This is a genomic window from Mesohalobacter halotolerans (assembly GCF_006120725.1).
Classification (GTDB): Bacteria; Bacteroidota; Bacteroidia; order Flavobacteriales; family Flavobacteriaceae; genus Psychroflexus; species Psychroflexus halotolerans.
Window position 1 is genome coordinate 121252 of the sequence record NZ_SWMU01000001.1, and the last position, 25928, is coordinate 147179.

The window sequence follows — 25928 nt, forward strand, 5'->3', positions numbered from 1 at the left end:
TTTCAATATTATAATTAATCTATTCTTTCACTAATTTTTTTCTCACAATACCCCGATTGCTTGTTAAAACCAGAACATACAAACCACGCGCAATATTGCTTACATCTAGAGTTTGAGCATCTAGATTGTTGAAAGTTTTGACGAGTTGACCTTGAAGGCTAAATATTTTTGCGGATTTGAATTGTAGATTATCGGCTTTAATATTTATAATACCACTTGTAGGGTTAGGACTGATGCTTACCGATTCCTGATTAAATCGTTTAGTGTTTAAGGAGCAGGTTTCAGAAAAAAAGTAGGGGTTGTTGTTGGCGCTAATTGTCCAAGTGCTATAAACGCCTGTGCCTGCTGTGGCGGCGGCAGCATCTGTAACTTTTATACAAAAATCTTGTTGCTGAGCCGACGAGGCTTGATCTGCTGGGGGCGGAAGCGGGGCACTAATATCAATATTTATACTCAAGTTACTCACATCGGTTGTACCAGATTTTAAATCTATTTGTTTTAAAGGCCAAATTCCAGGCGTTTGAATTTGATTGATATTAGGATTTTCACTCAAATCTATTTTTTCTACAAAGTGCGTAATAGCATCGTCTCCACCAATCATCGTTAAGGTTTCTAACATGGTGTTAGCCGTAAGATCAAGCGATAAATTGCTGCTACTATTTGATAAATCCAGATTATCTATCGTAAGGTTTTGAAGCTGAGCAAAGTCTTGTAGTCCAGTTAAATCGCTAATAACATTAAATCCTAAATTTAATACGTTTATATTATTAATGTCGCTGGTAAAAACTTGACCATTTAAAATACCATCTGAATCAATATTTTGGTCTAAAAGGGTTTGCTCAAAGTTTTGGTCGGGTATTAAAGTGATTTGGGCATTTGTAAAAAAGCAAATGAAAAATGTAATTATTGAAAATATTTTGAGTTGCATAATTTGATGTTTTAATGTCTACAATGACATTCTATTGCCAAGTTAATAATATATTGACAATCCATAAATTTAGGAATTTTATTCTCAAGTAAATATTTATTCGTGAATTACTCGTTTTCTACTTCACCCCATGCATTAATTTATTCACCACTTTACCTAGCGATATGATTAATAAACCGAAGGCGGCTGGCACAATAGTAAAAATTAAAAAGAATGTGGATAAGGAATATTCTTCAGTGATGTTTTCGATTTCCCCACCAAAAACAGCAGCAAGCTTATTTCCAATAGCAATAGCCAAATACCACATGCCAAACATAAGTGCAATCATTCGTGCCGGCACTAATTTACTCACATAAGATAAGCCAATAGGAGAAGAGCAAAGCTCACCAAGCGTATGGAATAAATAGGCTAAAACCAACCAGACCATACCGACTTTCATCCCTTCTTGGATACCGTGTGAACCCCAAGCTAAAACCCCAAAACCGATAGCCATAATGATAAGGCCAAGACCATATTTCATGGTAGCCGATGGATTGTATTTGCTATCAAACCATTTGGAGAAAAAGGATGCAAACGCAATAATAAAAAAGGAATTCAAAATACTAAACCACGACACAGGAATTTCAATTTCGTTGTCTAAAACTTCAACAACTTCGGCTTTTATCACTTTGTTATCTACATTGAGTTTTTCAGCTTTGAGTCTGGTATCTTTTAACTTTTCCGGGGTGAGATACCCAAAAGTTGAATTGACATTATCTTTGGTAATCATAGGGATTTCTTGACCAACTTCTAACTCATAGGTTTCTGCCAGACGCACAGTTTTGTCGACAACCTTATCATCAGATTGGACTTGATAATTTTCTGAAATTGGAATATATTCATATACAGGTTTGTCATTATCATCAACTTTGGGCTTGCCATCTTCAACTACTTGTTGTTCAACTGCTTGATATGATACTTCATAAGCATTGGTATTCCAATCTCTGTTCAACATCCAAAGGGTCAATGCCCAGACGCCTAAAAATGTAATGGCTAAAACAATATTTGAACCAGGTATTTTTGAAAAAGACCGCTTGGACAACATATACAAAACATAAGTAATAATAAGAAGCGGTATAATAGTCAATGCTGTATTAATCACATTATAAGCAATAGCTGCACTTCCGCTAAGCGTTCTGTCCACAAAGTCTCTAGCAAAAATAATTAACGAAGAAGCGCCTTGTTCAAAAGACATCCAAAAAAATACCGTAAAAAAGGCAAAAATGATAAAGGCTATCATCCTATCTCTGACTACACCGGCATAGCGAATAATCCTTCCTATAACCAATATTAAAAAGAGACCTAAACCTAATAATACCACAACGTACTGTCCGGAAATACTTGGTGTTTCGGCCCAAGCAAACATATCAAAGTCAGCTATTTTTGACATGGGATCATTTATAGCATAGCCTAAACCAATAATGGCTGATAAAACGATTAAAATTTTATCTAAAGTCGTAAACGGATTAGGTTTGACTTGGTCTTTTTCATCTTGACTTAATTCTACTCCAGTGTCTTTTTTGTCCTCTACATCACGCTTTTTCGGCACATCACCAATGCTCCCAAAAAGTGGTTTGGCCAGCCAAAATTGTAAAGTCCCAAGAAGCATAAAAACACCTGCCAAACCAAAACCGTAAGCCCAACCTAACTTTTCAGCCAAATATCCACAAAGCAGCATTCCGAAAAAAGCCCCTGCATTGACACCCATATAAAAAATGGTATACGCACCATCTTTTTTCTCTGGTAAAAACTTATACATCTCTGAAATGATGGATGTAATATTGGGTTTAAAAAAGCCAGTTCCAATAATGATTAGACCTAAACCAATATAAAGCGAAGCTTCAGTTTCCAAAGCCATACTCGCGTGACCAGCAGTCATTAAGATAGAGCCAATAACCACAGCCCAATTATAACCAGTTAATTTATCGGCAATGATACCACCCAAAATTGGGGTAATGTAAAGTAACATGGCATAGGTTCCAAACAATGCCGTAGCATTTTCTGGCACCCATTCCCAGCCGGGATTATAGCTAATGACGGCCATAGTTAAAAAATTGACCAAAAGCACGCGCATCCCATAAAAGGAAAAACGTTCCCACATCTCTGTAAAAAACAAAACAAAAAGCCCAGCCGGGTGACCAAGCACTTTAGAATCAAAAAAATCGGGTTGGTTGGTGGTTGGTTTCATGATTTTTATATTTCTATTTAAAAATTAAAAAATTTAAGAGCTTAAAATGTTTTCTCAAATTTACTACTGGCTAAAGTTTCGCAAACATTACTACTCAGTAATCAATCATTTAACTTCATCATCTGCCAGCTCAAAGCCTTCTTGTTCTAAACCTTCTATTTCTTTTTCTTCAGCACCGTGGGTCAAGCGTTTGAGTGGTTTTAATAACAAAATAACCAAAACGCCAAAAATCACGCAAAAAATAGTAATCCCGGCAAAAGTCCTAAACTCTAAGTCGGTTTGAAACTGATCAACTACAATCTGACCTATATATTTATCATTTTTATAATCAAAATTTAGAAATACAGTTAATGACTCACTTGATGAAGCCTCATACCCATTCAAACGATTAACAAATTCTTCTTTAGATTTTGCTTCTTTAAATTTAAAAATTTCTGAAATATCACTTTTGTCAAAAGCAAAATTACCATTGCTCACAAAGGCTTGGCTTTCAATTGTAAAAGCCTTGTTTTTAGCAAAAATACTGTCAGTTTTATTTTCGGTCAACAAAGGTTTAACTTGATCTGCAGATGCATTTAACTCAATTCGAATGGGTTCTGCTTGTGAAGATTCGCCTATAATTCCAGCCACTTTGTTTCCTAAGCCGGTAGCTGCAAAATAGACCCCCATCATCAATGCCCCATATTTGACCGGAGCTAATTTGGTGATAAAGGACAAAGCAACAGGAGAAGCCGATAACTCTCCTATGGTATGAAGTAAATACGCAAAAATTAACCAATACAGTGCTGCTGAACCATTTGCTGCATATTGTTGTGTGGCAAACACCATAAAAACAAAGCCAAGCCCCATGATAATAACACCTACCGCCATTTTAAAAATAGAGGAGGCTTCTTTCCCTTTATTTTTTATCCACTGCCAAAAAATAGCTACCGGCAAACCAAATATAATGATATAAGTCGGGTTTAAAGATTGAAAAAATGCCGCAGGAATTTCCCAACCACCTAGCATTCTATCTGTCTTCTGCTGCGCATAAATATTTAACAATCCTCCAGCTTGTTCAAAAGCGCCCCAAAACACTATCACAATTAAAAAAGAAAGTAACAAAACCAAGTATCGGTCTTTTTGAATTTTGGATTCTAAGTCTTGATAAACCGTCATCATAAATCCGACAACTAAAGTGAGGAATAGAAAGAATATGACATAGGCCGAGACTTCAGTTTCCATAAAATTAAGTGGAATAAATACTGATGTAGCAGCCAATAAAACAATAACAATCAAAGTGTTTTTAGTGCTAAACATTTGACTAAAAATTTGATTGAGCGACACATCGTGGTCGCTAGCCGTGGCTTTTGTAGGTTTATTACCTACGTGGGTTAAAAATCGTGTCCCATAAACGTAGACCAATTGACCAAGAACCATTCCAATGGCTGCAAGTCCAAAGCCGTAGTGCCAACCGTATTCGGCAGCAACCCAACCTACTAATATACTGGCTACAGCCGCACCGACATTAATACCGATATAAAATATTGAAAAGCCTTTATCACGTCTCGGATCGCCTTCTTTATAAAGACCACCAACCATGGTTGAAATATTGGGTTTTAACATTCCAACTCCTAAAACGATAAGCAATAAACCGGTGTAAAACGCCCAACTTTGCTCTATAGACAACACTCCATGACCAGCAACGAGCAACCAACCGCCAACCATTACCGATTTTCGCTGCCCGAGGATCTTATCAGCAATAATTCCACCAGGAATAGAGGCAACATACACCAACATAGTGTACCAACCATAAATAGCTAAAGCTTTACCTTCGTCCCAACCCAGACCTGGATTTTCATCGCTGACTTTGGCGAGCATGTATAAAGTAAGAATAGCTCGCATCCCGTAATATGAAAAACGCTCCCATAATTCTGTAAAAAACAAGATGTAAAGTCCGGTAGGGTGTCCGAAGAGTTCTTTTTGGTGTGCTGGTTTTGTTGACATGTTTATCTTTTATTGTTTATCAGTTATTTGTTTTAATTGATGAATATCGAGTAAATCTTTTGGCCTTGAAGATTTTATTTTACTGGTAATAAGATCTTCTAAGCTTAAAATATTCCATCTAACAAGTTTTTCTCCTTTCTTAAAATCTACTGAACTTTCTTTATAAGCTTCATCAAATGATTTAGCCACATTAAACTTCGTAATTAATTCTAAATCCAGATCATGAGGGGAAAATTTAATCGAAATATTTTGCTTTTTACTCATGACTTTATCAGGAAAGCTTTCAATCTCGTAGCCTAAATCTTTAAAAACTTTGATCAATTTACCCATATTTTCTCGATCTGTATCTATCCAAAAGTCAACATCAGCAGAATGTCTTTGATAGCCATGAAAATTGACAGCACCTCCACCCACTAAAATCATCCTAACTTTATATTTGTTTGCCAATTTTACAAATTCTTTAATATTATCACCCCACTTCATCATCTTTCAAATCTTTATGAATCAATAAAAAGTTACCTTTATTTCTTTCTTCAAAAGCCAGTCTGTTTTTTACGGGCATGATTTTATTGATAGCTCTCGACATTTCCAAAAACCTAAAAAAACGCTCCGCACCAGTAAGCTTCAAAAACTCTTCCTGTTGTTGGCGTTTGCTTTCGGCTTTGGTTTGAAAGGTGACTTGCATAGATTTCGTTTTCTATAATTTTTTAAATGCTATTAAAATTCTTATTTTCAGTTTCTCATAGACCTCACAGGTTTCAAAAACCTGTGAGGTCTGATTATTTAACTATAATTGCTCCATCAAAAATTCCGTCATCACATTATACAAATGCAATCGGGTATTTCCACCGTAAATCCCATGATTTTTATCGGGGTAAATCCGCCAGTCAAATTGCTTATTAGCTTGCACTAAAGCTTCAATCAATTGCATGGTATTTTGAACATGAACATTGTCATCGGCACTGCCGTGAATAAGTAAATAATCACCTTTATCAAATTCATTAACATGTGTGATAGGCGAATTATCATCATAACCAGAGGCGTTTTCCTGAGGTGTCGTCATATAACGCTCGGTGTAAATGGTATCATAAAACCGCCAGCTAGTTACTGGTGCCACAGCTATGGCAAAGCTAAAGACATCATTAGCTTGAAAAATAGCATTAGAGGACATAAAACCGCCATAACTCCAACCCCAAATCCCAATTCTATCGGCATCAATGTAAGATTCCTGACCTAATTTATAAGCCGCTGCAATTTGGTCTTCTAGTTCATATTTGCCTAATTCTAATTGTGTAACTTTTTTAAAATCGCGCCCTTTATAACCTGTGCCACGTCCATCTACACAAGCTATTATATAACCTTTGTCAGCAAGCATTTGATACCAATAATCATTCGTCCCAAAAAAACTGTTGGATACTGACTGCGAACCTGGTCCAGAATATTGATACATTAATAAAGGATAAACTTTAGATGGGTCAAAATCTTTGGGTTTAATCATCCACATGTTGAGATTATTTCCATTAATTTTGATGGTGCTGAGCTCTTTTTCAGACAAATTGTAAGCTTCTAATTTGTCTAAAAGCTTTTGATTATCTTTAATTTTTCTAAGGAGTTTACCATTTTTAGCATCATGTAAAGTAAAGCGTCTTGGGGTTTCCGCATTACTAAAGGTGTTGATAAAATAGCTGAAGTCGGCACTAAAGTCGGCAGAATTTGTTCCTGATTTATCAGCAAGAGCTGTTTTAGACTTTCCGTTAATTTTGATGCTATACACCGCGCGGTTAACGCTACCTGCTTCGGTACTTTGGTAAAAAATGCGTTTCGTTTTTGAGTCATAACCGTAATAATTGGTTACTTCCCAGTTGCCATCAGTCACTTGATTAATAAGTTTTCCGTTTTCGCTGTAGTGGTAAATATGATTCCATCCATCTTGTTCACTTGTCCAAATAAAAGAATTGTCTTCGAGAAAAGTCAAATCATCATCAACATCAACATAAGCTTTGTCTGTTGCGGTGAGAATAGTTTCGACTGAAAAATTATCAGTATTAACCAAATGCAACTTAAGTTCATTTTGATGTCGATTGGTGGTTTGAGCGGACAACAAATTAGTTTTTTGACTCCATTTTAATCTTGGTATATAGTGGTAATCGCCTAGATTTATTTCAGTTGAACGATCCGATTTCACATTATAAATATGCAGTGAAACTTCTGCGTTTTTTTCACCAGCTTTTGGGTATTTAAACACGTCTTGTTTAGGATACAAGTCATTACCATAAGTGCCATAAATGTCCATTGAAAATTCAGGCACTTCAGACTCATTAAATTTTAGGTAAGCCAAATACTTTCCGTCTGGACTCCACTCAAAAGCTTTGACAAAAGCAAATTCTTCTTCGTAAACCCAATCGGTAAGACCGTTGATGATTTTGTTTTTTTGGCCATCTGCAGTAACTTGTGTTGTAGTATTGTTGTCTATATTTTTAATGAATACATTGTTGTTTTTCACAAAAGCTACTTGAGAATTGTCAGGAGAAAAATGCGGTTCTTGAATTTTATCAACATCAATTTGGGTAAGATTATTGGTTTTAATGTTGTAAACAAAGTATTGACCTTTGACAGAGCGCCTGTAAATGGTCTCGATTTGCACCCCAAGAATAGCTTTGGTCTCATCTTGACTTAGGCTAAAGGTTTGGAAAAAATTTAGACCTTCAATTTTACTGCTATTAATAAGCTCACCAGTTTTTTCTCCAGTTTTGTATTCAAAAATATCGACGCGCATCTCACCTTTGGCGCGGTTGTAATCTTGAACGATATAGGATTGTCCGTTATTTAAGGATTGAAGCGATTGTAGTCGGTCATGAGAGAAATTGCCGGACCATATCTCTTCTAGTGTAATCTCTTTGTTTTGAGCAACGAGATTTGAAACAATTATAAAAAACAGAACAAAAAACCTATACGTATTCATAAAAATTTAAATTAGAGACTTCAATTTTACTAAAAAAACATCAAATGGCATTGATACATGAGTTTAAAAACCCAGAATATTTGGCTACATCTCTTAATACTGTTTGATACGAGTGGTTTTTGATGTGGCTATTCTTAGGGTTCTTTTGCATAAGTAAAGTCTAAAACCTCTTGTGTAAGATCAGATTTTATAATTTTACCATTATTAGTACTTGAATTTTCAAATAAAGGCGGTTTAAGGTTTAGCGCTTTTGCTTTATCAACGTAATACGTTTCTCTTTCTGTATGTTTGGGGAAAACCCCATGAAAAACACTTTGATCAACAGCTTTAGTTTCAATAATTTTTACAATTAACTCTACAGCATCTGTTTTTTCTATCAAATTTATAGGGGCTTTAGGGTTTGGAACATTTGGTTTACCACTTAAAAAATGTATAGGGTGTCTTCCGCCATTTTCAAATAAACCACCTAACCTGAGAATAAAAGTATCTTGAATTTGTTTTTGTGCTCTAATTGTATTTTCTAGACTTATCAATGCTTTACCTCTTAAACTTTTATTATTAGGTGTAGAGTTTTCATCATAAATCTGGTTGAGTCCATTAGCAAAAACTCCAGTAGAACTCACATATATGAGTTTACTTATCGCAGAAAGTTCTTTTTTTTGAAAAATATTTTCAAGACCTTTTTTTAAGTTTGTTTCTCCTCTATTAATTTTTGGTGGAATGGCAATAATTAATATATCTAAATGTTTCAAAAATGACTTGAGGTCACCTTTGATATGATCAGGATAAATTTTGACAAGATTGGCTTCGATGGCTAATTCATTTAGTACTTTAAGTTTTTCTTTTTGTGTGGTTGTCCCTTTTACTGTGTATGATTTGGCATTTAGTGTTTTTGCAAGTGCTTGACCTAGCCAGCCACATCCCAGTATACCGACAGTGCAATTATTTGGTGCTTTCAAATTCTACGGTGTTTTTGATGACAATAGCGTCGTTTACAACAAAAGGCTTAGGAATCATGCTAGGTGTACGTTTGGGTACATTCAGTTTTTCATTTTTCAAAAGGTCAAAGCGGGTTTCGTAAATTTTTATTGGCGGGATAGGTAATTTGCCTTCAAATTCTATATTTAACTCTTCCTGATTGACAACGTGATATGTTAACAATCTGGTCCATGCTCGTTTTTTAAATACGTGGTATTGAGTATCTTTAATTTTTAAACTATCTGCCTGCTGTTGATTTACTTTAAATTCTCTAAAGTTGTAATTTTTATCCATATAAAGTTCAATCCTTTTGGTTTGAGATAAAGGAGAAATATTTAGCTTTATTCTGGCATAGTCATTTTCTAAACTGTCTATAACTATATCATAATCAGAACTTTTAAGATTAAGGTATTGTGCTTTTGAAGTGTATGTAAAGCCCGTCAAGTATTTGCTCTGTAATATTGGTTTTTCTGATGCAATGGTATCTTCAAAAAATTTCTGATTCCAGCTGTCTAGTGTATTATCATAAGTATTCCAATAGGCTTTTTGATCAGTTTTATCAAGTAGGTAAACCAAGCTATTAGGTTTGGGTTGTGATCTATTAAAATCTGAATTGACATGGGCTACTATTAAAAATGATACGCCTAGAAGGAAAAAAATAATAGCTAATGTCTTTTTGAATGGCAGATATCCTATAAAACTGTATAAAATTCCAAAAACTAAAACACTAAAAACGGTTGATATTACCAACATATTGAGTCCTAGACCTACAGGAAAAAATTGAATGAGTGGGACAATTAGACCAATACACGGCAAACCCAAAGTCCAAATAACAAACAGATTTGGGATTTCTTTAAAAGTACTCATCGCAAAGGCAATTATGCCAAATCCAAGTGGTAATATAAAATAAGAAGCGCCGGGAAGATAAATATTTATTATTGCACAAATCAAAAACCATAGGACAATAGGTGCGACTAAGGCGTTATGCGGGTTGAGTTTATGATGAAATCGCCTGTAAACTAGAAATGCTACCCAAAGCGATAGGCTGACAAATGCAAAAATATAATTGTGTCCGTTGTAAGGAAACCCTTGCAAAATTTCTGAATATTGGGGATAAAACCAAAGCAAAGCTTTCCAACCAAAAAAGCCTAATAGAAATGCACAAGTTAATGAAATTGTAAAAGGTAAAATCCCAAGAAATACCTCACGCCTATTAATGGATTTGGTTTTAAGCCCAAAATATAAAACAGCCAAAAACAGCAAGGCATTGGCTGTATACAACCACCACATCCAATCAAAGGGATAATAAAACGTCCCTAATTCCGGTAAATTGAAATAAACCATTTCTACATTGCTCTTTAAGTTATTGTCTAGTGAGATTTGACTAAAGTGATTTAAAAGACCAAATGCGTATTCACCTTGATGAGATAATGAGCTCTTATCTAACCGTTGAGGGATATCTAAAGCGGTATGGTAATCATAGTGGTCATCGATAAAAGCAAAAAAGAAGCTAGGTATATCAGCCTTTTCTCTGAATACCGTTGAGTCTGTATCGTTTGGCAGAATTTTATAAACACTATACATGAGTGAGGTCGCAAGTGGATGATTAATCTCTGCCTCTGCAAAGGCCTTTATCATTTTTGAATTACCGTGATTAGTTTCTAAAATCATGTTACTCGGACCACCACTTCCACGTGATTCAAAATTTAAAACCAATCCAATATTTTTGGCCCAAGGATGTTGATCTACAAAAAGGGTTGCACCAAGAAGCCCCACTTCCTCAGCATCAGTAAAGCAAATGATAATATCATGCTTGGGTTTTTTGCCATTTTCTAAAAATGCTCTGGTAGCTTCTAGTATGGCAGCTATGCCACTAGCCGCATCACTTGCACCAAAGGACGAATGCGGTTCTGAATCGTAATGAGATAGGAGTAAAAGTGATTTTGCCTTTGGGTTTTGACCCTCTATTTTGGCAATGATATTTTCTGGGATTGTAAATTCACCTAATGCGTTTAAACTAAAGCCTTGCTGTGTATGAACCTTTAAGCCTAAATCTTCTAATTGTTCTACAATGTAGTTTCTAGTTAAACTATGTTGGGCAGTCCCAACAAAATGCTCTTGATCTGCAATTGCTTCGACATGTTTAAAAGCACGATCCGTCGAAAATTTGTTTGATTTAGCATTAAAATCTGTGCTGTATTGCGGTGAAAAATCGTAGAACACATACCAAATACTGAACACAAAAACAATAATGGCAACGATTGGATATAACTTTTGTCTAATCATTATCTAAGCGTTTGACAATAGCATAATACTCATTTCCTAGTGGTAAGTAACCTTGATCGTAAACAAAATAATAGACCTTACCGGTTTTAGTTTTATAGATACTTGTAAAATAATTAAAATTAAATCCCTTTCTCAACATGTTATCTTTAGTGGTTTTGGTTTTTTGCTGAGGATTAATTTTATTGAGAATTCTATAATTTTTCCGCAATAAGTTATTGGTATTTCTTATAATATTTTTTGTACTTCTGTTTTTTTTATTGTTATAGGAATTACGGCAATAGTCAGAGCAAAATTTTTTATCGACTCTGCCCATCAATTCTGCCCCACATTCCAAACAATTTTTTTTCATAAGTTATAATCATATGTAAATTTAACAAAAAAACCCCAACCATGAGTAGGTTGGGGTTTGGTTTTTAAATATTTATAGCTATTCTACGATGATAAATTTAGAACGTCTATTTTGCTCGTGTTCTTCTTCTGTACATCCATCAGCACAGTCGTTGAGTGGTTCAGATTCACCTTTGCCTTCAGCAGAAAGTCTTGACTCATCAATACCTTTTTCAATTAAGTATTTCATAGTATTCTGTGCTCTAGCTTCCGAAAGGTTTTGATTATAAATTTCTGGACCTCTTCTATCCGTATGACTCTCAATTTTAATAATCAAGTCGGGATACTTTTTAAGTGTTGCAACAATTTTGTCTAATTCAAAGGCCGCCTCTGGTCTTATGGTAGCCTTATCAAAATCGAAAAGTACATTTGAGAACGTAATTTCCCTATCTTCGATAATTTTCTTAATAGGTTTCAATTTGAGGTTTATTTCCATGGCATCACCTTTGGCAGAAACTGTTTTGGATACGCTTTCGTACTCATCGAGGTTAGCTTGAATATCGTACTCCAAATTACTGATAACTATTTCTTTAGCTTCACCCTTAGGATTTGTTTTTAATGAAGCAATTTGGTTGTCTTCGTCATCGTAAATATTGACATCGACATTACTCAATGGTTCGTCTGTATCTGCATTTGTGACACTTACAATAAAGTTGGTTTCGTCAAGAGGTTTAAGTAGTTGAACTTGGTAAATGTTGTCATTAAGTGGATTTTCTCCTCTATTACTGGACACATAACCTCTATCAACCTGATTGAAATAGGTGAAAGCAAAGTCGTCTTTTGAACTATTGATAGGCGCTCCCAAATTTTCAGGTTCTACGTAAGAGCCATCTTTATTTTTAGTGTAAAATACATCTAAGCCGCCAAGACCAAGGTGACCATCAGATGAAAAAAACAATTTCCCATCACTATCTATAAATGGAAAGCTTTCTCGACCTTCAGTATTAATCATAGCTCCTAAATTCTGTGGCTCACCAAAACTGCCATCGTCATTTATGCTAACTTTATACAAGTCAGATTGTCCATAACCGCCATCCATATCACTTGAGAAATACAAGGTGCTGTCGTCAGTACTTAAGGCTGGATGACTTACAGAGTATTCAGAGCTTGTAAATGGAAGAGCTTTGATATCTTTCCACTCTTCACCTACTTTTTGGGCTTGATAAATTTTTAATTTACTAATGCCTTCTTCACTTTTATTATAGTCACCATCGACGTAGTCATTTCTTGTAAAATAGGCTGTTTTTCCATCGTTTGAAAAGACAATTGTACCTTCATTAAATTTTGAATTGATATCGCCTTTAAGCATTTTTTCGTTCTTAAACGTACCAGCTACATTTTCAGCTTTATAAATATCTGTTGTAGGTTGGTCATTCCACCCATATGTTCTTCTAGACTTATTTCGAGCGGTGACAAAGTAGAGATAAGTATCGTACTCATAGGCTCCAAAGTCAGAATACTCAGAATTTAAATTCATGGGTTGAGCATTGTAATTTGGCTCCTTACCGCTTAAATCTTGAACAAAATTTGGATTAGATTTAAAGGCCTTAGCTCTTGAATCGTTAGGTGCTTTAGATGCAAAATCTTTAAATGCAGATTTGGCTTCATCATAATTTTCATTAGATAATAAAATTTGAGCATATCTAAAGTAATCTTCAGCTGAAGCATCATCAGTATTTTTAAGATATTGCTTAAAATACCTTGCTGATTCTGTGGTATTTGAAATATTGTAGTTTGCTACAGCCAATTGTTTATAGACATAAGCATTGGCTTTTCCTTTTGAAATTAGTTTTTCATAGTCTTTAATAGCATCTACAAACTCTAGTCTGTTAAAGTGCTTGTCTGCTTTTTTTGTATCATCGTTTTGTGCGCTTACAATTTGAATTGTAAGCAATAAGATGAATATGGTTTGAATTATATTTTTCATGTTTATGCTATATTTTTATGATTAGAAATAACGTGGTGATAAAAAAGTTTTCTTTTTGAAATAAATATCAAATATGATAAATGCTTCATAAGAATCTGTATCTAGAGCACTAGATACACTATCGTAGGCAAAACCAACTTGTAACCAATCGGTTGGTCTAAATCCGACTAAACCACTGAAGGAATCTTCTGTTCTGTATGAAGCTCCTATTTCGAATTTCTCATAAAACAAAAAATTGGTATTGATATCAAATGTTGCTTCTGTATTAAAATCTGTTTTGATCAATGTAGATGGTTTAAATTTAACATTGTCTGAAAGGTCAAATACATAACCCGCTGTGGCAAACAAATGCTGTGTTTCTGAACCAAATGATCGATCATCAACATCTAAATGCTCTGAATCTAAAAAATTAGGCATAGATATACCTACATAATATTTATCAGAATAAAAGAAGAATCCTGCACCAATATTAACAAAGGTTTCATTGATATTTGAACTAAAAGCGTCATCAATATCATCTTGAAGTGATAAGTCTATCAAACCTACGTCAAAAAATGTGGCTCCGGCTTTTACGCCAAAAGCTAGCTTATGTTTGGCACCTAAATCGATAGTATAAGAAATATCAGCATACAAATTATTTTCTTCTACGGGTCCAATTTCGTCAGAAATAGCACTTAAACCTACGCCAAGACCATTTCCTAATGGCGAGTGTGCCGCAAATGTAAAAGTTTGCGGTCCACCATCAATATCAGTGTATTGATCTCTGTAGAGTAATCCTACTGATAAGCTTTCTTTAGATCCAGCATAAGCTGGGTTAACAACGTTCATATTATACATATACTGCGTATATTGTGGATCTTGTTGAGCAAGCGCATCTGGTAAGGTTAAAACCCCTATTAGACTTGCTATTATTAATATTTTCTTCATGATATAAGTCGTTAAAAAATTAGTTGGTTGATTATTGTTGTTCTAGGTTTATGTAAACCCATCCTTTAACTACACGTTCAAAGCGTTGGTCTGAATTTGCCAAGTTAATGACATAAAAATAGGTGCCTGTTGAAAGCTCGTCACCATTGTCATCTTGACCACAAAACGTGTCTTCATAATTGGTTTCATCAAATACTTTTCTCCCATAGCGGTTAAAAACTTGAAACCTATCAATACCGAGTTGGTCATTTAACCAAGTAAGGTCCATACAATCATTGGCTCCATCTTCGTTGGGTGAAATGCCTTGAGTAATCACACAATTATCAACATCATAACCAGAAACTTCTGCAGTAGCAGTACTTGTACAACCTTGATTATCAACTGTTATAATGTAAGTTCCTTCTTCACTAGCATTAAAGCTGGGACTATTATCTCCTACGGGATTACCGTTAAGCGTCCAAGAATACGTGATATTAGGATCATCATCAGGTAAACCGGTGTCTAAAACTACTTCATCTTCTGGGCACTTCAAAATATCCTGAAGGCTCACATCAATGGTTTCTACAATACTTACGCTAACTTGAGCAGTTTGAATACAGCCGTTAACATCAGTTTCTAAAGTGTAAGTGCCACTTTCTGAAACCGTTAAAGTTTCTTCTGTCGACCCATCACTCCAGGTGTAAAGTATTTGATTTTGTTGTACTGAAGTTAATCCCGTAATATCTGGTGTCAGCGTAATGTTTTGTGGACCACCATCACCAGTACATAAATTTTGATCATCACCTAAATCTAATGTGTAGCTAACAAAGTCAACCTCTAATTGGTCTGAAGATGTACAGCCATTATTATCGATTGTAACTTCATAAAGTCCACCTTCATTGATATCTATTACTGGAGTGGTTTCAGGTAAGGGATTACCGTCTAAAGTCCATGCATAAGTTGGTGAATCTAAATCGTTTACATTTACAGGTGTTGCATCAAGTGTATTGACATCGCCATCGCATAAAGTCGGTGAACCGGCTATACTTACTTGTGGATTATTAAAAAATGTAAAAGTCTCTGTGACTGACTCTTCACAACCTTCGTAAGTTGTCGTTACTGAAACCGTACCGGCCTCAGAGAGTTGGATGGTAGGTGTCGTTTCTCCTGTACTCCATTCGTAAGTCACTTGACTGATTTCACTATCTGTTAATCCTGTGAATTCTGGGACAACTTCAACAGTTTCGCCTTGACCTACACAATTTTGAGGTGGTATAGGTAGACTAACTTGATAATCTACAAGATTCACATCAAATGTATTGGGTACATCATCACAAGCATTGGCATCGATAACGACTTGATATTGACCGCTATCGTCAACCGTTAGTGTTGGATTGGTTTCTCCTGTTAACTCAACACCATCTTTAAACCATTGGTAATCTATACTTGTAAATGCTGAGGCGTTAGTTGGTGTTCCGTCTAGAACCGTGGTTTCTCCTTGACAAAGATTAATTGGGTCTGATGGATCGAATGTGGGTTCCGGATAAAATTCTACAGTTACCAGGTTGGATACTCCAAAGCAAGCCGTACCTCCGGCGCCTATTTGAATACCGACTTCATATTCTCCATTCTCGGTGACTTCAAGGGTTTGACCATTTTCACCTGGAATAATATTACCATCTTGTGCCCAAAAGTATTGAATATTGGCTGCACTAAAACCAGCGTCAAGTGTAACGGTTTCGCCTTCGCATGGTGCATTCCCATTTTCAATAGTAATATCTGGTCCTAAATCTATGCCTCCCAGATCGAATGATTCCGATTCTAAAAACACAGCAGAATTTAAGATGGTATCACCTCTATCAGCAATCACTAGTTTTATGTTGTAGGTTTGGCCTGGAATAACAGAAGCCGTAGCTGTAAGTGGTACGGTTTGTCCACCGTACATAGTGGTTCCATTATTAGAGTTTGTTTGGTCAAATAGTTGCGGTACAGCAAACTCCCCTAAACTTCCAGCGCCACAGGCAGTATTGGTATGAATATTAACCGGACTTACCGGAATAGTTGTGCCGGGAATGACTGCAATATTTTGACCTCCAAGATCTAGTGAAAGTTCAGGGGTGTTAGGATTGGCGTCATGATCATAATTATTGACATCAGAAATACCCGGCCCACTTAAAATAAAGGCAAAAGTATCAGCAAACGTGCATACAAAAGATGGGTACTCGTCTGAAGCTAAGAGATAGTTAAAACTAATTTGATCGACGAAAGGGATAAATTCAAACTCAATAATTGTAGCATTATTTGTTCCGTTTGGCTCTGAGATTAATGCATCTAGATCAGCATCTCCTAACCATGGTGGGTTACCACCATTCTGATTGGGCAACCCTGTAGGTACCATATCAATCCCATTGGTGGCTAAGATGATCCCTCCGTCGAACGGGAATCCTGGTGTTGAGGTGGTTCCATCGAACGCACCAAAACTATCGAAGCCCAATCCGGCAAAGTCACTGTTCATTGGTGAAGTCACATTATTAACCTCAGCACACTGACCAAGTACTAAGACGTCATCGACTAACTGTTGAACGGTTAGTGTGTTATCTACCGTGATCTGGCTTTGTGCGGAAAACACTCCTAAGCCAAAGAGTAATAAGAGTAATATTCTTTTCATAATATTTAATTTTTATAAGTTATTAATTATTGTTCTTGATTTATATATATCCATCCTTTTTGAATAATTCCAAAGGATTCATCTTCTTTGTCAAATTTAATGACATAAAAGTAAGTTCCTGTTTCTAGGTTGTTGCCATTATCAGATTGGCCAAAAAATTCATCTCTATAATTAGCTTTTTCATAAACTTTTTGCCCATATCTGTTAAACACTTCAAAAGAAGTGATACCTGTTCTATCATCTAAAAATCTAAGGTCTAAATTATCGTTTTGTCCGTCTCCATTAGGCGATAAGCCTTGACTAATTACACAATTATCGATAGCATACAAATTGAATGTGAGTTGCTCTGATGCAAGGCATTCATTTCCAATAGATACTTCAACCGAAACGCTTTGACTTGTTTGGTTACTCGTAATGCTATAGTTTTCTAAAGTTGCCGAATTATTATTTTGATTTTCTCCATTGACAAACCACTCAAAATTGGCTTCTGCCGGTTCTGCGTCTTGTAAACTTGCTGAAAACGTGACTTTATCATCTACACAAAATAAATTGTCGGAGTCATCTGAAGAAATATCAACGCTTATTTGTCTTTGTGAAAATGAAATATTATCCACGGTATTACAATTTGGATTGTCAAAATAGACATTGACTTCGTAATTACCAAATCCAAAATCATCGGGATTAATGACTGCAACATCATCATTGACATTTAGAGGTTGCCCATCTAAAGTCCATTCGTAGGTCACGCTAGCGCCTGTGTCTAAATTACTCGGCGTCGCGTCCAATTCAAATAACGTCAAATCACAAGTAGTGGTATCTGGTCCAAGTGCTATGACTGGCGATTCATTAAACTTATACTCAACAGATTCTGTAACTGTACAACCTTCAATAGTAACGCTGACTTCATAGATACCGCTATCACTAACATCGATAGAAGCTGTTGTGTCGCCTGTATTCCAAAAGTAAGTTGCATTAGTGTCATCAGCACCGTTAACATTAGCAGTTATAGCTTGTGAACCGGCATCACAAAAAGTTTGATCTTCACCTAAATCTACGGTAAAATCTGCTGAATTAACTTGGATATCAAAAATATTGACGCATGTAAGATCATTACCATCGGCGTCAATATTAAGATTTGTTGTGCTAATTTCTACAGTATAGTTTCCTGGTTGGTCAACATCTAATGTTGCTTGAGTTTCTCCAGAAATGGGATTATTATTTAAAAACCACTGGTATTCAAAACTATCATAATCATCAGGGTTTTGTGCTGTGGCATCCAAAATAATGGTCTGATTATTACATACTGCGGTTTCAGTGGGCAAACTATTTTCTGGTTCGGGAATTATAGTCACATCAAACTCTTCAGTACTAACATCGGCCCCATTAAGCGTCAATACCTGATATAGACCTGACTCAGTTACAGCTAGTGTGGGTTGGTCTTCCCCGGTAATGGGATCAAACTGTTGCGTGGACTCGTTAAATAATAACCATTGGTATTGATCAGCAGCACTATCAGTTGCAGTTAACACTGCGCCATCAGCTTGGCAAGCTGTAACTTGATTTTGTAGAACAATATCACAATTCGTAGAGCCACTATTGGGATCATCAAAATTGGTTTGGCCTAAACTGATAAATCCTGGATCACCATTAAAGTTGGTAATAAGCACAGCATATATTTCACCAACTTGAGCATTTGGAATGGTAAAGGTTTCTGTAGGGGCAGCAGAATAGCTACAATCCATAACATTGCCGTAAGGATAATTGTTATCAAAAGTATTGCTTTCGCATTGGGTACAACTATCTAGATCGTTACAAAATTGGGTGTCTGTAAACGGTCCCCATGCAATAAAATCAACATCTAAAGGTGTACCTGTCGGGTTCCCTTGGTTGTCAAATTGGGTATTTTGAACAATTTCAAAAACAAGTTCCCCAGAATCTTCAACCTGCATAAAAAACCACACCGGGTTAGGTTGGGTAGCCAAACAGCCATAATTACTTAGGTTAGGATCAGCCTCTGTACTACTAGAGTCGTCTACATTTTCAAAAATTAATGCTTCACCAGGCTCAGGTGCACAAAATGGATCTGACCCAAAGCAACCACAAGTTTCTAAAGTCTGATTTGGACTCGTAATTATACAATTGACATCGTCTACATTTTCTACGGTAAAAACGACATCTGTCCCTAAAGGATAAGGTCCATAAGTCAGCGTTGTGGGAAAAGTAACATTTTGAAGCGGATCACCTTGGTTATTAGTAATATCAAGGGATGGAGCTGTTCCTAGATCTACAATTTCTACCTCTACGGTAAATTCTTCATTACCATTACCACAGTTACCTATAAGATTATAATTAACTTGTGGGTTAACACAGGTCGCACAACTCACCGTTAAATCTATCGGGTTGATATTACTTGAACTTTGACAGTCTATAGAACCGTCAGGTGTGACTTGGACAGTAATTTCATCGCCAGTGGATTGGAAGGTCAAACCGGCTAAGTCACCGGCGTTTCCATAACCATTGTAAAGTTCAGTACCGTTAGAATCTAACACAATGAATTCGTCAAAATTGTTTTCAACATTTCCTGAATTCACGGTTAGATTCAAAGGCGAACCGTTACTGCTCACATATGTGAATTCTTCAGTGACACCGGAATCGTAACAGAAATTGGTGTTGACCGACCCGACTGCACAATCGACTAAGTTTAATGTACAATTGTCTTGAGTGATTACTCCGGATTGTACCTGACAATTAATATCTTGATTATTTGATGCAGTCAATTCTACTAATGTCCCATTAGGATAAGGACCAAAAGTAAAAACTCCAGTAGCTGAGGCTGTTTGTGATGGGTTGCCTTGGTTATCAGTAATATCTAAATCTGTCGCTGAACCTAAATCAATTACATTGACCTCCACAAAAAACTGTGGCGCATTTAAACAGTCGTCCACTAATGTAAAATCGACTTGTGGGTTGGTACAGGTCGCACAACTCACCGTTAAATCTATCGGGTTGATACTACTTGAACTTTGACAGTCTATAGAACCGTCAGGTGTAACTTGTACTGTAATTTCATCACCGGTAGATTGGAAGGTCAAACCTGCTAAATCCCCTGCATTTCCATAACCATTGTAAAGTTCAGTACCGTTAGAATCTAACACAATGAATTCGTCAAAATTGTTTTCAACATTTCCTGAATTCACGGTTAGATTTAAAGGCGAACCGTTACTGCTCACATATGTGAATTCTTCAGTGACACTGGAATCGTAACAGAAATTGGTGTTGACCGACCCGACTGCACAATCGACTAAGTTTAATGTACAATTGTCTTGAGTGATTACTCCGGATTGTACCTGACAATTAATATCTTGGTTATTTGATGCAGTCAATTCTACTAATGTCCCATTAGGATAAGGACCAAAAGTAAAAATACCCGTAGCAGAAGCTGTTTGAGCAGGGTTGCCTTGGTTGTCTATGATATCTAAATCTGTCGCTGAACCTAAATCAATTACATTGACCTCCACAAAAAACTGTGGCGCATTTAAACAGTCGTCCACTAATGTAAAATCGACTTGTGGGTTGGTACAGGTCGCACAACTCACCGTTAAATCTATCGGGTTGATACTACTTGAACTTTGGCAACTTATAGAAAAATCAGGTGTGACTTGAACAGTAATTTCATCACCAGTGGATTGGAAGGTCAAACCGGCTAAGTCACCGGCGTTTCCATAACCATTGTAGAGTTCTGTCCCGTTGGTATCAAGCACTATAAACTCATCAAATCCTTCTTCTACATCTCCAGAATTTACTGTTAAATTTAAAGATGAACCATTACTACTCACGTAAGTAAATTCTTCTACCACATTTGAATCATAGCAAAAGGTGTTGTTTACCGGGCCGACTGCGCAATCAACAGTAGTTTGAGCTTTTACAAAACAAGTAAAAACCAAAAAAAATAAGAGCCAAAAAAAAGTTGATTTCCCCATTAAATTTTTTTTCAAGGATGTGAATATAAATAAAATGTTATTGATACGTTAAATTTAAGAAGATAAAAAATAAGTTGAAAAAAATTTTAACAAAAAAACCACCTCGCCTGAGGTGGTTTTTAAAATAACAATAAGCTGTAAGATTATTTTTTAACTATCTTAAATGTTTTTGTGCTATCATTAATTTGCACCTGGGCTAGATACACCCCACTTGATAGATTATTTAAGTCTACGCTTTCGTTTTGATTAGAAAGTTCTTGGCTTAAAACCTGTTGTCCAAGTAAGTTGTGTAAAGTAACTTGGTCAAAAGCTTGATTTGCAGATAGGTTTAGTTTATTTTGAACATCTACAAAATAATTAAAATTAAAAGTTTCGAAATCTTCTGTTGAAAGTGTTTCATCAATAGAATATTCAAAAACGAGTAAAAAACCTGTAGTTCCACCTATTTGTGCAGGAGAACCAGTACTTTTAAATACTATATGATAATCACCAGATGTTGAAGGCACAAATTGACCAGTTCCAGTTAAAGCCTGAGCTTCAACATCAGCGAAAGCACCATTCTGGCTGATATTAGTATCAGTAAATACAGATGTTCCACTGTTAGCGTCTGCAACAGTATTACCTGAAGCAACTAAAACTTCTAAGTCTTCATTAGCTGCTGCACCATTTGCAGTATCAGCACCGTTGTAAGATACTGAAATATCATAAGTATTACCAGCTGTCATAGTTAAAGCAGGTGAGAATAAATAATCTTCTTTTTGTGCATCATTAGTCCCATTAGTAGCAAAATATGAAGGTGTTAACGGCTGTAATTCTAATTCTTGTTGTATCCATGCCGTACCATTACCATCTTCATCTATTACAGTATAGCACCCAACAAAATCTACCGCATTGTCAAAGTCTTCAACATATGGAAAACTTGTTGTACAATTTGGTATATCTGTGCTTAAATTAAAATCAAAACCATTTGGGTTCCATCTGTTATCCCAGGCGATATAATAAGTAACTCCGGATTCTGCTAGAAATTGAACCTCAGATAGAAAGTTACCGCCACCAATATCATCATTCCCTGCAACACAGGTTAAACTTCCACAAGAACCCGTATAAATATGAACTCTGGTATCATTAGAATTCGTCATACCATCATTTTGAGGAAGATCAGTTGTAACAGTTACGACCTCATCCTGTGATGAGGTGTAAGAATACCATTCTCCAGCCGGATTTGTATCTACAGTTCCATTTAATGCACATATCGGAGATGGCACATCCGTACCATCAATTGTACCTACAGTCGTAATACCAGGCGTTACCGCTACTGCACCAGCACAAGTGTCTTGTGCGTTTAAGCTGTAAGCCGTTAAAATCATAAAACATAAAAGTGTAATTTTCTTCATAATTGTCTTAATTTAAGATTAATAATATGTAAATATAAAAAAAATGAGAGCATAGGGAAAAATAATGTTTTAATTTTAGCATTTCAAAATTTATTCTATTGAAAGTTGTCGCCCAAATAAAATCGCCCATTAGTCATGAAATGGAGTTGTTTGAAAAGAAGTTTTCGCTCTTCATGTCCTCTAAAGTGGCTTTACTCAATAAAATTACTCACTTTATTGTTAATCGTAAGGGGAAACAAATGCGACCTATGTTTGTATTTCTTGTGGCAAAAATGGTGTCTGATGGTGAAGTCAATGATCGGGTTTATCGCGGTGCCTCGGTCATAGAACTCATTCATACCGCTACATTGGTGCATGATGATGTAGTGGATGACTCCAATAGGCGTCGTGGGTTTTTCTCCTTGAATGCCCTTTGGAAAAACAAAATTGCTGTCTTGGTCGGCGATTACTTGTTGTCAAAAGGTTTGCTTCTCTCTATTGACAATGACGATTTTGATTTGCTTAAAATCATATCGATAGCTGTTAGAGAAATGAGTGAAGGTGAACTCTTACAAATAGAAAAAGCCAGAAAACTGGATATTACCGAAGATATTTACTACGACATTATCCGTCAAAAAACAGCGACTTTAATTGCTGCGTGTTGTAGTCTTGGTGCGGCTGCCGTCAAACCGGATTCAGAACACGTCGAAAACATGAGAAAATTTGGGGAACTCATCGGTATGGCCTTTCAGATCAAAGACGATTTATTTGACTATGGCGAACGCAAAATCGGTAAACCCACTGGTATTGACATCAAAGAGCAAAAAATGACTTTGCCCTTAATTTACGTCCTTAATCATGCTGAACCAAAGGACAAAAAATGGCTCATCAATTCAGTTAAAAATCACAATAAAGACAAAAAAAGAATTAACCAAGTTATAGATTTTGTAAAATCTCATGGTGGGTTAGACTATGCCGTTAAGCAAATGAAGGTCTATCAAAAAGAGGCGCTTAAAATTCTCGAAAACTATCCTGAGTCTGAATATAAGTCTTCACTTATGGATATGGTAGATTATGTGATTGAACGGGAAAAGTAAAGCATTTTTACTATTTGTGTACTTAATAGTTTTAAGCCTTTTCACCAATGACTCGCATCGGCGTTTGAAAAAACAAAACTTTACCACTGTAAGCTCTTACCCATTGTTCAATAGTTTGATTATGAAATTTTTGAAATTGCGTCAGGTGTGCTTTTGTACTGTAAAATAATTGAAGGCTAAATGTTTTCCCAGATTGATCCTGACTAAGAACTTCAGTTAATATCGCTTTTTCAATTAAGCCAGTGTCCAGCAGATCAGAAATTAAATTGAATTCAATTTCCTTTACACACTGATCTACCAGTTTAAGCTCAATATTGAAGGTCGTATTGAAAATATACATTATTGTAAGTTTTGATCGCCTCTGATTTTACGGTACAATTTTCGAGCTTCTGTAAAATATATACTGTCTTGATAGTTAAAAATTAAAGTCTCAAGATTTTTTTGAGCATCTTCAGTTAAATTGAGCTTATCGTATTGAATATTTGCCATTGAAAACAATGCATTATCTACCAAAAAACTATCTGAATGCTCATTCACTAATTTGTCATATTGTTCTACAGCACGCTGATATTTTTGTTGTTTTTCAAAAATTTGAGCTTTTTTAAAATGGGCTTGATCTAAGAGGTGAAAATTATCTGTGTTTTGTATAACTTCATCGAGTTGTTCAAGGGCTTGATTAAGTTTGTTTTGATAAGTTAACAAATCAACTTTTGCAATGGCTTTTAAGGCTTGTTGAGTAGAATCAATTTCAGATTTTCCATCTTTTATAAATCTAGACATTTCCAGTGCATCATTTGCAATGGTTTGTGTTGTCGCTTTTTTAAGGACTTTAAGTTGCGTGAGTGCCCAATCAAAATCTCCTTTGTAATAGCTTGTCATGGCGGTTTTGTATTTTGCCTCTTGAGCTAAAGTCGTATTTTTGACTTGTTTGCTTACTAAACTGTATTTGATAAGTGCCCGATTATACTGTTCTTGCGCGACTAATACGTCAGCCATAAGCATTTGAGTTTTGGCCTGCTGAAATCTATTAAGGTCATAAGTTAAAGACTGCTCTAAAATTTTCAAGGCTTCTTCTTTGTCATCAATTGTAAAAGCTTTAAACGCTGCATAACTTAATTGAAGGTCGATAGTCTGATTACTGTAGCCAAAAAGTTCAAAGTAAGATTTAAAGTTATTATCAATCTCAGATTTGTCTCTGCCCTGTAATATTTGAATATCCATTAAATTCTCAACCGCTTTGAGTTTTATGTTTAAATTTGGGGTTGCTTCATAAATAAATGTGTAAACTTTTAAGGCTTCATCAAAGCTTTTGGCGTTTTTAGCAACTTCCCCTAAGCTAAATAAGCGGTTAAAAGTCTGGTCTTGAGTCCTTTTGTAAATGGCCTTTTCTTGAGCAAAGGCTTTGTTAAATGAATTTTCTTGTATAAAAGTCCAACTCAAAATTTGGTTATATATCACATTTTGAGATTGTTGTAAGCGTTTTATAAGTAAGCGCTTGAGAGTGACGTTGCTTTCATTTTGTGGATTACTGTCAATATATGAACTAAAGTTACGTTGTATCACGTTGAGGTATTTCTCATTTTGCAGAATCAAATCTAAGTAGCTTTCAAACATTTTTTCTTCATTACCATTTTCACCATAAAGTCTTGCCAATTGAATGTTGTAATTTATTCTAGGTTCATGAGCTTTTGCAATTTCATAAGTTTTGATGGCTAAGTCTAAAAGGTTATGCTTTTGAAAAGTCTGTCCGGTAGTGTATGCAAAAACAGATCTTTTTTTGACGATGTCAATAGCTTTATCATACCATATATTTGCTTTTAAACTATCGCCTTCTAGTTGAAAGACATAGCCTAATTCGACCATGAGGTTAGGATATCTATTAGATGATGCTATATGGTTTTTTAAAAGTTTTTGGGCGTTTTCATATTCTTGAAGTTGAACGTGAACATTAACCAAACCGAGGAGGTAATCTTGTTTTCTAGAATTTTTATAATATAATTTTTCATATATGCTTTTGGCCTTTTCGTATTCGCCTTGGTCTACGTAATTCATTGCAAGGCTTATGCTTTGGGCATGAGACATAGATGCCAGTAGGAGCAAAATTATGATAGCAGTAAATTTAAAATACCTCATACTAACACAAATAAACAAAATTTAACTTTTAGATGAGCTGGATTTAAGAATAGCTTAGTGATATAAATTAAAATTTGTGATGTACGTCTC

Annotated in this window: 17 protein-coding genes; 1 reads left to right on the forward strand and 16 read right to left on the reverse strand. The window is 35.6% G+C overall.

The window, feature by feature from the left end:
* Positions 1-19: 19 nt before the first annotated feature.
* The 14 genes from FCN74_RS00555 to FCN74_RS00620 all read right to left on the reverse strand — a co-directional run bounded on the left by FCN74_RS00555 (position 20) and on the right by FCN74_RS00620 (position 22629).
* Positions 20-928, reverse strand: coding sequence for a T9SS type A sorting domain-containing protein (locus FCN74_RS00555; RefSeq protein ID WP_138930654.1), 909 nt, complete (start codon positions 926-928; stop codon positions 20-22).
* 118 nt (positions 929-1046) lie between these two features.
* Positions 1047-3155, reverse strand: coding sequence for a peptide MFS transporter (locus FCN74_RS00560; protein ID WP_171047071.1), 2109 nt, complete (start codon positions 3153-3155; stop codon positions 1047-1049).
* Positions 3156-3260: 105 nt separating this feature from the next.
* A complete protein-coding gene (locus FCN74_RS00565; protein WP_212751751.1) occupies positions 3261-5141 on the reverse strand; it encodes a peptide MFS transporter in 1881 nt (626 codons plus the stop codon).
* 9 nt (positions 5142-5150) lie between these two features.
* The gene (locus FCN74_RS00570) at positions 5151-5627 is read right to left on the reverse strand and encodes a nucleotidyl transferase AbiEii/AbiGii toxin family protein (RefSeq protein WP_138930657.1); all 477 of its coding nucleotides are present in this window, start codon (positions 5625-5627) and stop codon (positions 5151-5153) included.
* Positions 5611-5826 (reverse strand): hypothetical protein, encoded by a 216-nt coding sequence (locus FCN74_RS00575; RefSeq protein WP_138930658.1) that lies wholly within the window; start codon positions 5824-5826, stop codon positions 5611-5613. Before FCN74_RS00575 ends, FCN74_RS00570 begins: the two co-directional genes overlap by 17 nt.
* 102 nt (positions 5827-5928) lie before the next feature.
* Positions 5929-8103 (reverse strand): S9 family peptidase, encoded by a 2175-nt coding sequence (locus FCN74_RS00580; protein WP_138930659.1) that lies wholly within the window; start codon positions 8101-8103, stop codon positions 5929-5931.
* A gap of 134 nt (positions 8104-8237) precedes the next feature.
* Positions 8238-9062, reverse strand: a complete 825-nt coding sequence (locus FCN74_RS00585; protein ID WP_138930660.1) for an NAD(P)-binding domain-containing protein — start codon at positions 9060-9062, stop codon at positions 8238-8240.
* Positions 9046-11367 (reverse strand): M20/M25/M40 family metallo-hydrolase, encoded by a 2322-nt coding sequence (locus FCN74_RS00590; RefSeq protein ID WP_246062519.1) that lies wholly within the window; start codon positions 11365-11367, stop codon positions 9046-9048. Before FCN74_RS00590 ends, FCN74_RS00585 begins: the two co-directional genes overlap by 17 nt.
* Positions 11360-11716, reverse strand: coding sequence for a hypothetical protein (locus tag FCN74_RS00595; protein WP_138930661.1), 357 nt, complete (start codon positions 11714-11716; stop codon positions 11360-11362). The genes FCN74_RS00590 and FCN74_RS00595 overlap by 8 nt, the downstream gene beginning before the upstream one ends.
* Before the next feature lie 78 nt (positions 11717-11794).
* A complete protein-coding gene (locus FCN74_RS00600; RefSeq protein ID WP_246062520.1) occupies positions 11795-13681 on the reverse strand; it encodes an OmpA family protein in 1887 nt (628 codons plus the stop codon).
* Between the two features lie 21 nt (positions 13682-13702).
* On the reverse strand, positions 13703-14608 hold the full coding sequence (locus FCN74_RS00605) for a PorP/SprF family type IX secretion system membrane protein (RefSeq protein WP_138930663.1): 906 nt from the start codon (positions 14606-14608) through the stop codon (positions 13703-13705).
* A 31-nt stretch (positions 14609-14639) separates the two neighbouring features.
* Positions 14640-17255, reverse strand: a complete 2616-nt coding sequence (locus FCN74_RS00610) for a choice-of-anchor L domain-containing protein (RefSeq protein WP_138930664.1) — start codon at positions 17253-17255, stop codon at positions 14640-14642.
* A 26-nt stretch (positions 17256-17281) separates the two neighbouring features.
* Positions 17282-21112, reverse strand: coding sequence for a gliding motility-associated C-terminal domain-containing protein (locus FCN74_RS00615; RefSeq protein WP_171047072.1), 3831 nt, complete (start codon positions 21110-21112; stop codon positions 17282-17284).
* Positions 21113-21378: 266 nt separating this feature from the next.
* A complete protein-coding gene (locus tag FCN74_RS00620) occupies positions 21379-22629 on the reverse strand; it encodes a T9SS type A sorting domain-containing protein (protein WP_138930666.1) in 1251 nt (416 codons plus the stop codon).
* 98 nt (positions 22630-22727) lie between these two features.
* Here FCN74_RS00620 and FCN74_RS00625 point away from each other — a divergent pair, with 98 nt between their 5' ends.
* Entirely contained in the window at positions 22728-23705 is a 978-nt protein-coding gene (locus FCN74_RS00625) for a polyprenyl synthetase family protein (protein WP_138930667.1), read from the forward strand.
* A gap of 31 nt (positions 23706-23736) precedes the next feature.
* On the opposite strand, the gene FCN74_RS00630 is transcribed toward FCN74_RS00625, so the two are convergent.
* A complete protein-coding gene (locus FCN74_RS00630) occupies positions 23737-24045 on the reverse strand; it encodes a DUF4286 family protein (RefSeq protein WP_138930668.1) in 309 nt (102 codons plus the stop codon).
* Positions 24045-25757 (reverse strand): tetratricopeptide repeat protein, encoded by a 1713-nt coding sequence (locus FCN74_RS00635; RefSeq protein ID WP_171047073.1) that lies wholly within the window; start codon positions 25755-25757, stop codon positions 24045-24047. Before FCN74_RS00635 ends, FCN74_RS00630 begins: the two co-directional genes overlap by 1 nt.
* Positions 25758-25928 lie beyond the last annotated feature (171 nt).

What these genes read in the sequence shown, in the direction of transcription:
- FCN74_RS00610 (WP_138930664.1), bottom strand. Translation starts at nt 17,255, where the DNA reads ATGAAAAGAATATTACTCTTATTACTCTTTGGCTTAGGAGTGTTTTCC.
- FCN74_RS00605 (WP_138930663.1), bottom strand. Translation starts at nt 14,608, where the DNA reads ATGAAGAAAATATTAATAATAGCAAGTCTAATAGGGGTTTTAACCTTA.
- FCN74_RS00590 (WP_246062519.1), bottom strand. Translation starts at nt 11,367, where the DNA reads ATGATTAGACAAAAGTTATATCCAATCGTTGCCATTATTGTTTTTGTG.
- FCN74_RS00580 (WP_138930659.1), bottom strand. Translation starts at nt 8,103, where the DNA reads ATGAATACGTATAGGTTTTTTGTTCTGTTTTTTATAATTGTTTCAAAT.
- FCN74_RS00635 (WP_171047073.1), bottom strand. Translation starts at nt 25,757, where the DNA reads ATGAATTACGTAGACCAAGGCGAATACGAAAAGGCCAAAAGCATATAT.
- FCN74_RS00630 (WP_138930668.1), bottom strand. Translation starts at nt 24,045, where the DNA reads ATGTATATTTTCAATACGACCTTCAATATTGAGCTTAAACTGGTAGAT.
- FCN74_RS00600 (WP_246062520.1), bottom strand. Translation starts at nt 13,681, where the DNA reads ATGAAAAATATAATTCAAACCATATTCATCTTATTGCTTACAATTCAA.
- FCN74_RS00565 (WP_212751751.1), bottom strand. Translation starts at nt 5,141, where the DNA reads ATGTCAACAAAACCAGCACACCAAAAAGAACTCTTCGGACACCCTACC.
- FCN74_RS00570 (WP_138930657.1), bottom strand. Translation starts at nt 5,627, where the DNA reads ATGATGAAGTGGGGTGATAATATTAAAGAATTTGTAAAATTGGCAAAC.
- FCN74_RS00555 (WP_138930654.1), bottom strand. Translation starts at nt 928, where the DNA reads ATGCAACTCAAAATATTTTCAATAATTACATTTTTCATTTGCTTTTTT.
- FCN74_RS00595 (WP_138930661.1), bottom strand. Translation starts at nt 11,716, where the DNA reads ATGAAAAAAAATTGTTTGGAATGTGGGGCAGAATTGATGGGCAGAGTC.
- FCN74_RS00620 (WP_138930666.1), bottom strand. Translation starts at nt 22,629, where the DNA reads ATGAAGAAAATTACACTTTTATGTTTTATGATTTTAACGGCTTACAGC.
- FCN74_RS00575 (WP_138930658.1), bottom strand. Translation starts at nt 5,826, where the DNA reads ATGCAAGTCACCTTTCAAACCAAAGCCGAAAGCAAACGCCAACAACAG.
- FCN74_RS00560 (WP_171047071.1), bottom strand. Translation starts at nt 3,155, where the DNA reads ATGAAACCAACCACCAACCAACCCGATTTTTTTGATTCTAAAGTGCTT.